The 1,595-nt window shown below is 76.0% G+C and carries 2 protein-coding genes; both read left to right on the top strand.

Going from position 1 to position 1,595, the window contains the following annotated elements:
- A partial coding sequence (locus D8M29_RS11765) for an SDR family oxidoreductase (protein WP_127446004.1) occupies positions 1-594 on the top strand: 594 nt, incomplete at its 5' end.
- Positions 595-596: 2 nt separating this feature from the next.
- The gene (locus D8M29_RS11760) at positions 597-1,490 is read left to right on the top strand and encodes a MaoC/PaaZ C-terminal domain-containing protein (RefSeq protein WP_044658921.1); all 894 of its coding nucleotides are present in this window, start codon (positions 597-599) and stop codon (positions 1,488-1,490) included.
- Positions 1,491-1,595 lie beyond the last annotated feature (105 nt).

The following is a 1,595-nucleotide window of genomic DNA, read 5'->3' as shown; positions in this document are numbered from 1 at the left end:
GGCGGCACCGCGCTCGCGCTGGACATCACGGCGCCGGACGCCGGCGCGCGCATCCTCGAGCACTGCCGCACCCGGCACGGCCGGATGGACGTGGTGGTGCACAACGCCGGGATCACCCGGGACCGGATGCTGGCCAACATGGACGCCGCACGCTGGGACTCCGTCCTTGCCGTGAACACCACGGCCCAGCTGGCCATGAACGAGGCCTTCCTCGCCGAGGACGCCCGGGACGTGGCGGGTCAGGGGCTGCGCATCGTGGGCCTCGCCTCCATCTCCGGCATCGCGGGCAACCGCGGCCAGACGAACTACGCGGCCTCGAAGGCCGGGGTCATCGGCCTGACTGCGGCGTCCGCCCCGGTCCTCGCGGCCCGCGGGGGCACGATCAACGCGGTGGCCCCGGGCTTCATCGAGACCGAGATGACCGCGAAGATCCCGCTCGCCACGCGCGAGGTGGGCCGGCGGCTCAACGCGCTGCAGCAGGGCGGCCTGCCGCAGGACGTGGCCGAGACGGTGGCCTGGCTCGCCTCGGACGCCGCCGGCGGCACCAACGGGGCCACACTGCGGGTCTGCGGCCAGTCGAAGCTGGGGGCGTGAGGATGCAGACCACGCAGCTGTCCGCCCCGCCCTCCCTCGGCCGGCTCTACGTCCGGGCCGCCGGGCGGGCCGCCACGGACGCCGTCGTCCGTCGGCGCCGTCCCCGCGAGCTCCCGGACCGTCAGGTGGTCGTGACCGGCCACCGCATCCCGGCCGAGGCCGTGACCGCGTGGCGCGGGGCCGTCGGGTCCGCGGATCCGGCGGACCTGCCCTCGGTCCTGGTGCACACCCAGGTGTTCGGCGCGGCCATGGAGCTGATGGCCGACCCCGAGTTCCCGCTGCCCCTGCCCGGGCTGGTGCACCTGAGCAACACGGTCCTGCACCACCGGCCCGTCCCGGCTGAGACCGCCCTGCGCGTCACCGCGCGTGCGGTGGGTCTCGTCCCGCACCACGCGGGCACGGCCGTGGACGTCGTCGTGACCGTCGAGGGGCCCGGCGACGACGGCGGGGAGGCACTGCTGTGGGAGGGCGTCTCCCGGTACCTCGCCAAGGGCGTCCACCTCTCCGGCCTGCGTCCCGAGCGGCCCGCCCGCCCGGACTTCGTGCCCCCGACGCCGACCGCCCAGTGGCGCTTCGGGACGGGGGCCGGACGCCGGTACGCGGGCGTCTCCGGGGACTGGAACCCGATCCACCTGACGGGCGTCTCGGCTCGACTGTTCGGCATGAAGGGCGCGATCGCCCACGGGATGTTCCTGGCCGCCCGGATGCTCGAGGGCCGTGAGCCGGCCGGCGCCGGGTTCCGCTGGCACATCGACTTCGAGGCGCCCGTCGTGCTGCCGACCACCGTGGCCGTCCGCTACGAGCCCGGGCCCGACGGCGGCACGCGCGTGTACGGCTGGGATGCGCGGCGCCGGCGCCCGCACTTCTCCGGGGAGATCACTCCGCTCGAGTCCTGACGGCCACCGGGCCCGCGCACCGGCCCGCCGAGACTCGCTGTCTCGGCGGGCCGGTGCGTTCGGGCGGTCAGGCGTCCAGCCCGGGCGACCGCCGCGGCACGGCGA

The organism is Micrococcus sp. HSID17227 (genome assembly GCF_003989405.1).
Classification (GTDB): domain Bacteria; phylum Actinomycetota; class Actinomycetes; order Actinomycetales; family Micrococcaceae; genus Micrococcus; species Micrococcus luteus.
Note: the sequence above shows the minus strand (reverse complement) of the source record. Positions and strands in the feature narration are given on the sequence as shown.

Bases quoted from the DNA above. Each gene is read 5' to 3' on its own strand.
- D8M29_RS11760 (WP_044658921.1), top strand. From the start codon at position 597: ATGCAGACCACGCAGCTGTCCGCCCCGCCCTCCCTCGGCCGGCTCTAC.